We start from the raw sequence: 6408 nt of genomic DNA, 5'->3' as shown, positions 1-6408 counted from the left end.
TTCCTGATGTCTTCTACTACCGTTTGTTTAAACTTCCCGGTATACGGTTTCCCTTTTGGCATAAAAATACACCCCTAAAGTTATTTCCAGCATATCATACTGTCCAACTTTAGGGGTGCAGTTCATAAAGACCCGCCCCTTTACTTTTTTGGGGAGACGATAATCCCCCTCTTTCCCCTGCCGATTGGTCATTCATGTTGACAGTTGATAGTTATTAGTGTGCAGATACCACTCCTTTTCCTCCGGGGGAAATACGAAATACTGAACTCACCTTTTCTCTTGGTCTCCTCTCCGCAGGCAGAGAGGAGACAACCGATAGTGGAATTTCCAAGGTCTGAATAATAATACCTTAATCTTCCCGATTTACTGCGTGCATCGGGAGGGCGCGGGGAGAAGGGTACGGCACAAAAATACAGATTAAGAGCAAAAGATGAGGGGGGAGGGGGAATACCGGGCGGGTTTGAAACCCGCCCCTACATTTATTGGGGGATAATGGGTGGAGGCGGCTGGATTCCCGATCAGGTCGGGAATGACGGGGTGGGGGGATAAGGAGAGGCGGAACTCACGCTTGCATCGGGACTCCACGCGATGACACATTAGCATGTCATGCCGGCGCAAGCCGGAATCCAATTATTTCAAAATGAGCTTAATTCAGGCGTAAATTCGCCTAGCTCCGGTGTACCTGGATCCCGTTTTTCCACGGGATGGTGTCAGGGCAAAAGGGCGGGGGACTAAAATCCCCCTCTTATCTCCTTCCGATTCGTTCCTCATACGGAATCCCGGATGAACAGGGTGAATCGGGACTTTTTCAAAGGGCGACGTCAATACCCCAAAGTTAGTGGCAGGCGGAGAATGGATTCCAGCCTCCGATTGTCATACGGGGCACGGCTGCGCTGGAATGACACTATTAATTTATTGCGCCTGTCTTATGACAAGTGTTAAAATGATATCAAATAATCGGGTTTCCTCTAAGGGGTAAGGGTTTGTTTACCGGCATCGTTCAGGAAGCAGGGAGTATTGTCTCCGTTACAGGGGACAAGCTGACCGTGGCCGCCAATACCGTGCTCAAGGGCGTGGAATTGGGCGGGAGCATGGCGGTTAACGGCGTCTGCCTGACGGTCACCGCTTTCAACGCCAGGACGTTCACGGCAGACGTGATGCCGGAAACGCTAAAGCGGACCAACCTGTGCCGTTTGCGCCCGGGGGACAGGGTCAACCTGGAAAGGCCGCTGGCCTTCAACGGGGAAATCGGGGGGCATCTGGTGCAGGGGCATATCGACGGGACGGGCAAGGTGGCGCAGGTCGTGCCGGAGGGCGGGGCGGTGATAATGCGCTTCCAAGCCCCGGCGGAAATTATGAGATACATCGTGGAGAAGGGATTTATCGCGGTGGACGGCACGAGCCTCACCGTGACCACGAAGGACAAGGAAACCTTCGGGGTATCCATCGTGGGATTCACGCAGCGGCACACCATCCTGGCCGCTAAAAAGGCGGGGGACACGGTGAATTTAGAAGCGGACATCATCGGCAAATACGTGGCGGAATACAACCAACCCGCCAACCAAGGCATTACCGCGGCATTTTTACAGGAGCACGGCTTCCCGGTAAACTGAAGCCCTGCGATATAAGGAGAACAACCATGGCACTGGCAACCATACCCGAGGCTATCGAAGATATCAAGAACGGCAAATTCGTCATCGTGGTGGACGACGAGGACCGCGAGAACGAGGGCGACTTTATCATGGCGGCGGAAAAAGTGACGCCGGAGGCCATCAACTTCATGGCCACGCACGGGCGGGGGCTTATCTGCCTGCCCATGACCGGCGAGCGGCTGGACGCGCTGCGCATCCCGATGCAGGTCAGCAACAACACGTCGCTTTTCGGCACGGCTTTCACGGTAGCCGTGGAGGCCAAGTTCGGCACGACCACGGGCATATCGGCGGCGGACAGGGCCAGAACGGTGCAGGTAATGGTCGACCCCAAAACCAAGCCGGAGGACGTAGCCATGCCGGGGCACATGTTCCCGCTGCGCGCCCGGGACGGCGGGGTGCTGGTACGCGCCGGACAGACCGAGGCCACGGTGGACCTGGCCAGAATGGCGGGGCTGAAACCGGCCGGCGTCTGCTGCGAGATTATGAACGATGACGGCACCATGGCGCGTTTACCCCAACTGGAAAAAATCGCGAAAAAGCTGGACCTGAAAATAATCAGCGTGGCGGACCTTATCTCCTACCGCTACGGGCACGAAAGGCTGGTGCAGAGAGTGGCCGAGGCCAAGCTGCCTACCAAGTTCGGAGACTTTACGGTGATAGCCTACAAAAGCAATACCGACCCCGCCGAGCACCTGGCGGTGGTGCTGGGCGACGTGGCCACCGATGAGCCGGTGCTGGTGCGGGTGCACAGCCAGTGCCTGACCGGCGACGTTTTCCACAGCCTGCGCTGCGACTGCGGCGACCAGATAGAAATGGCGATGCAGCGCATCGTGGAGGCGGGGCGGGGGGTGGTGCTTTACATGCGGCAGGAAGGGCGGGGCATCGGGCTGCATAACAAAATAAAAGCCTACGCCTTGCAGGACAAGGGCATGGACACGGTAGAGGCCAACCTGGCGCTCGGGTTTAAGGCCGACCAGCGCGATTACGGGGTGGGGGCGCAGATACTGGCCGACCTGGGCATCAAGAAGATGCGGCTCATGACCAATAACCCCAAGAAAATGAGCGGGCTGACCAGCTTCGGGCTGCAAATCGTAGAGCAACTGCCGCTGACCCCCAAGCCCAATCCCCATAACAAGCGCTATTTACGCACCAAGCAGGACAAGATGGGGCATTTGCTTTCCATCATCGACGCCGAGGGCGATAAACTAAACTAAGGAGTTCAGGATGAGCAAGAAATACGAAGGCAACCTAATCGGCAAAGGGCTGAAGTTCGGGGTGGTGGTATCGCGTTTCAACGAGTTCTTCAGCGGCAAGCTGCTGGAAGGGGCGACGGACGCCCTGCTGCGCCACGGGGTGGCGGAAACGGACGTGGAAGTGGCCTGGACGCCCGGCTCGTTCGAGATTCCGCTTATCGCCCAGAAAATGGCGGAAACCAAGAAATACGACGCGGTCATCTGCCTGGGGGCGGTGATAAGGGGCGGCACGCCGCACTTCGACTACATCGCGGCCGAGGTGAGCAAGGGCATCGCCAGCGTGGGGCTGCACACCGGGGTGCCGGTCATCTTCGGGGTAATCACCACCGATACGCTGGAGCAGGCTATCGAGCGCAGCGGGACGAAGAGCGGCAACAAGGGCTTCGACGCGGCGGTAAGCGCCATAGAGATGGCGAATTTGGTGAAGAGTATAGGTTAGGGATTAGAGATTAGAGATTAGGGGAAAGAGATTAGGGGGAAGGTTGGAAAAGACCAAGGGGCGACCGCCTGGAGTATGGCTGCTGATTGTCCTGGTTATTTTCCTGGGCGCAGCGGCCATCATCAGCGGGCCGATGCTGTTTCTATCCCCGGACGGCGACTTGATAGGGATGTCCACGGATGTCTTGAACGGCTCGCCATTTTCCGATTTCCTCATACCCGGCATAATACTGTTTATTTTCGTGGGGGTTTTTCCGCTGATGGTGGGGGCGGGGCTGCTCAAGACGGGGTGGCGGGGGCTTTCCTTCCTGAACCCCCTCAAAAGCTACCACTGGGCATGGTCGGGCGCTTTAGCGGCGGGGATAATACTGCTCATCTGGATTATCACGGAGACGGCCTTACTGGGCTATATCAGCTTTTTACAGCCGGTGATGGGGACGTGGGGGGCGGCGCTATTGATTCTGGCGGCGCTGCCGGGGGTGCGGAGGTATTACCGGAGGGCAGCGTGAAGCTATAGCCAAAATGACAAAAGCATTGGAGTTATTAGTTAACAGTTTACAGTTAACAGTTAACAGTGGACAGTAGGGAGGAAGGGGCGACGGGGGTTTACGCTTCGAGTTCTAACTATTACGTTACCTTATAGACCGTATCTCCCGGGCGGACGCGCTCCGGCACCTTGATGCCTACCGATTGTCCCTTTTTAGCCACGGCGACATCCTTGTTGTCGATTTGCATCGAGGTCACGGGAATCTCAAGGTCCGTGGTATGCCCCTTGATGCGGATATTGTCCCCTACCCTGAGCGCGCCGGTCAGCATTATGCCGGCCACCACCACGTGGGCAAAGAAATCGCTTACCGTGCCTACCTCTTTTTCCTTCATTTTATCCTCCTCAATACCGGAAGATAAGGTGTAACAGGATTATACCCCCCGAACGGGGAGAAAGCAATATGTAACTAAGCAAAATCCCTCTCTTATCTCCCTTTACGAAAGGGAGACGCCGATACCCTTAAATCGGGCTCCTTCTTAAAGCTTATCCTGACAAACCGTGAAGGCTCAGGATGACAATAAATTTTTTTGACATAATCGAGCATCAAAGCTATAATGGGTCTGACTATAACTTAAGAGGGATAATACATTGGCAAAACCGGAAGAAGCACAGGGACTGGCCGCCGACGTCAAGAAGCTGGAAAAGCAACTGGAGCTGTTGGACAGCCGGCTGGACAACGTGGACTCGGTTGTCTCCGCGGTGGCCGAGCGCGTGATGAAACAGCCGATCACCATGAATATCACCTGCTCTCACTGCGGCCATAAAATAGAGATAGCCATACTCGGCACGGAAAAACCCACCGCCAGGTAGACTTAAACTCACCGTATTTCCGGAATCATAATTTCAGGAGATAAAGATGACTTTAGGCGCAAGAATCAGCGAGACCAAGTACCAGGTTTTCAAGTGGCGCTACGAGCTGGCGCTTCCCAAGAAAGCGGCGCTGGCCTGCGGCATGGCTATCGTCATGGGGCTGCTGGCCCAGCTAAGAGTCCACGTGCCGTGGAGTCCCATTCCTTTTACCGGGCAAACGCTGGGCGTGCTGCTGACGGGCGTGCTGCTGGGGGCGTGGTGGGGCGGCATCAGCATGGGGATATACATGGGGCTGGGGGCGGCGGGGGTGCCCTGGTTCGAGACATTCAGCGGCGGGGCGGCCTATATAGCGGGGCCTACCGGCGGCTACATCATCGGGTTTATTCTGGCGGCGCTTTTCCTGGGCTATTTCACAGACAAGTTTGTGAAGTCGCGCCGCTTCCTGCCGATGCTGGGGCTGATGCTCTTCGCCAACTTCATCCTTATTTATGGGCCGGGGCTTTTACAGCTCCACTTCTGGCTTTCCCTGATTAAAGGCGAGCCGGCTGGCTTCGGGCAGGTAATGATGCTCGGCGCGGTGCCGTTCATCGCCGGAGATATCGTGAAAGCGGTTATCGCGGCGGCGGTGGCGCGGGGCGTAACGCCGCAAAGGGCGTACGGGAAAGAAGCGGACGTTAGATAGCCGTTTTTAGATAATATTTGATAGTACGGGGGCGGGTTTGAAACCCGCCCCTACTGTTTTCAAAGGGGGAAAGGCCGACCCTTCCTTCTCTTTTCTCCCTCCCCGCTGGTAAGGAGGGAGACGCCAATACGTTTCAACTTCAAGACGCCTGGCCGCACCTTTTGTTTTACGACTCAAAATTACAAGGGGAGCTAACGTCCGTACCAGCCGCGGCCTTTGATTAAGCCGCGGACATAGGCCGCCTGGCCCACGTGCTGGATATCATGGACGTTGGACAGGATGCGGCGGGCAAAAGCCCGTTTGGCGCCCGGCTCCAGGGAAAAGGGGTACTCCTTATCCAGCTCCTCTTCCGTGAGTTTGTCCATAGCGGCCAGCATGACCCGCATGACAGCGCGGTGGTAGTCCAGGAGGGTTTGAACGTCCGGGATTTTCAAAGCGTCCACCTGAGCGTCCGTGTGGCCGTAGCCGGTGTCCAGGGGGTCGGGGGGCATATTGAATTTCCGATGCCAGCCGTCCCTGACCCAGAGCTGTTCGCCCAGGATAGCGTCCCCGATAGTGCGGTCCATGCTGCGGGTGGCGTGCCAGATAAGCCAGCCGATGGAGTTGGCGCCGGGGGCGGGTCGTTGATGCAAATCCGCCGTGGTCAGGCCGTCGAGGGTATGCTCCACTTCCTCCGTCATGCGTTTATAGATATCCACGATAAGCTGCTGCCATCTCATACGGGCCTCCAAAGGAGAAAGATTTTATTATAATACGGGAAAAAGTTACAGGTGGCAAGTAACAAACTAACTCGAAGCTGAAAGCGGGAATCCAAGAACGAATTTTATAAATGAAGGATGCCATAGAGTGGATTCTGACCTTCGTCAGAATGACAAAGGGGGAAAGGCCGACCCTTTCTTCTCTTGTGCAAACTGGGACATAGGTTACACTTTAGACCGGGGACATAGGTAACACTTTTCCTTTGGTTTCATCTAGTAAACCAAGCTTTAAGAAACTGAACCAGACTTCCCAGACTGTGTCTGTAAT

Annotated in this window: 8 protein-coding genes; 6 read left to right on the top strand and 2 right to left on the bottom strand. The window is 55.9% G+C overall.

Annotated elements, in window-relative coordinates; genetic code table 11:
• The first annotated feature begins 983 nt into the window (after positions 1-983).
• From WC370_11315 to WC370_11300, 4 genes are read left to right on the top strand one after another with little or no spacing between them, the layout of a single operon-like run.
• Complete coding sequence (locus WC370_11315; protein ID MFA5310051.1) at positions 984-1613, top strand: riboflavin synthase; 630 nt, start codon at positions 984-986, stop codon at positions 1611-1613.
• A 26-nt stretch (positions 1614-1639) separates the two neighbouring features.
• Entirely contained in the window at positions 1640-2866 is a 1227-nt protein-coding gene (locus WC370_11310) for a bifunctional 3,4-dihydroxy-2-butanone-4-phosphate synthase/GTP cyclohydrolase II (protein ID MFA5310050.1), read from the top strand.
• Positions 2867-2876: 10 nt separating this feature from the next.
• A complete protein-coding gene (gene ribE, locus WC370_11305; GenBank protein MFA5310049.1) occupies positions 2877-3344 on the top strand; it encodes a 6,7-dimethyl-8-ribityllumazine synthase in 468 nt (155 codons plus the stop codon).
• Between the two features lie 43 nt (positions 3345-3387).
• Complete coding sequence (locus WC370_11300; GenBank protein ID MFA5310048.1) at positions 3388-3852, top strand: hypothetical protein; 465 nt, start codon at positions 3388-3390, stop codon at positions 3850-3852.
• Positions 3853-3970: 118 nt separating this feature from the next.
• Here the strand turns inward: WC370_11300 and WC370_11295 are convergent, their stop codons facing one another.
• Positions 3971-4222, bottom strand: a complete 252-nt coding sequence (locus WC370_11295; GenBank protein ID MFA5310047.1) for a translation elongation factor-like protein — start codon at positions 4220-4222, stop codon at positions 3971-3973.
• Between the two features lie 256 nt (positions 4223-4478).
• Here WC370_11295 and WC370_11290 point away from each other — a divergent pair, with 256 nt between their 5' ends.
• Both WC370_11290 and WC370_11285 read left to right on the top strand, forming a co-directional pair.
• A complete protein-coding gene (locus tag WC370_11290; protein MFA5310046.1) occupies positions 4479-4700 on the top strand; it encodes a hypothetical protein in 222 nt (73 codons plus the stop codon).
• A gap of 46 nt (positions 4701-4746) precedes the next feature.
• The gene (locus tag WC370_11285) at positions 4747-5382 is read left to right on the top strand and encodes a biotin transporter BioY (protein MFA5310045.1); all 636 of its coding nucleotides are present in this window, start codon (positions 4747-4749) and stop codon (positions 5380-5382) included.
• A 191-nt stretch (positions 5383-5573) separates the two neighbouring features.
• Here WC370_11285 and WC370_11280 read toward each other — a convergent pair whose 3' ends face one another.
• A complete protein-coding gene (locus tag WC370_11280; protein ID MFA5310044.1) occupies positions 5574-6101 on the bottom strand; it encodes a DinB family protein in 528 nt (175 codons plus the stop codon).
• Positions 6102-6408: the final 307 nt, after the last annotated feature.

Source organism: Dehalococcoidales bacterium, from assembly GCA_041652735.1.
Classification (GTDB): Bacteria; Chloroflexota; Dehalococcoidia; order Dehalococcoidales; family RBG-16-60-22; genus RBG-13-51-18.
This window is presented reverse-complemented; position numbering and strand designations above follow the sequence as displayed.

Excerpts from the sequence above, each read along its gene's own strand:
- ribE (MFA5310049.1), top strand. The coding sequence starts at position 2,877 with ATGAGCAAGAAATACGAAGGCAACCTAATCGGCAAAGGGCTGAAGTTC.
- WC370_11310 (MFA5310050.1), top strand. The coding sequence starts at position 1,640 with ATGGCACTGGCAACCATACCCGAGGCTATCGAAGATATCAAGAACGGC.
- WC370_11295 (MFA5310047.1), bottom strand. The coding sequence starts at position 4,222 with ATGAAGGAAAAAGAGGTAGGCACGGTAAGCGATTTCTTTGCCCACGTG.
- WC370_11285 (MFA5310045.1), top strand. The coding sequence starts at position 4,747 with ATGACTTTAGGCGCAAGAATCAGCGAGACCAAGTACCAGGTTTTCAAG.
- WC370_11280 (MFA5310044.1), bottom strand. The coding sequence starts at position 6,101 with ATGAGATGGCAGCAGCTTATCGTGGATATCTATAAACGCATGACGGAG.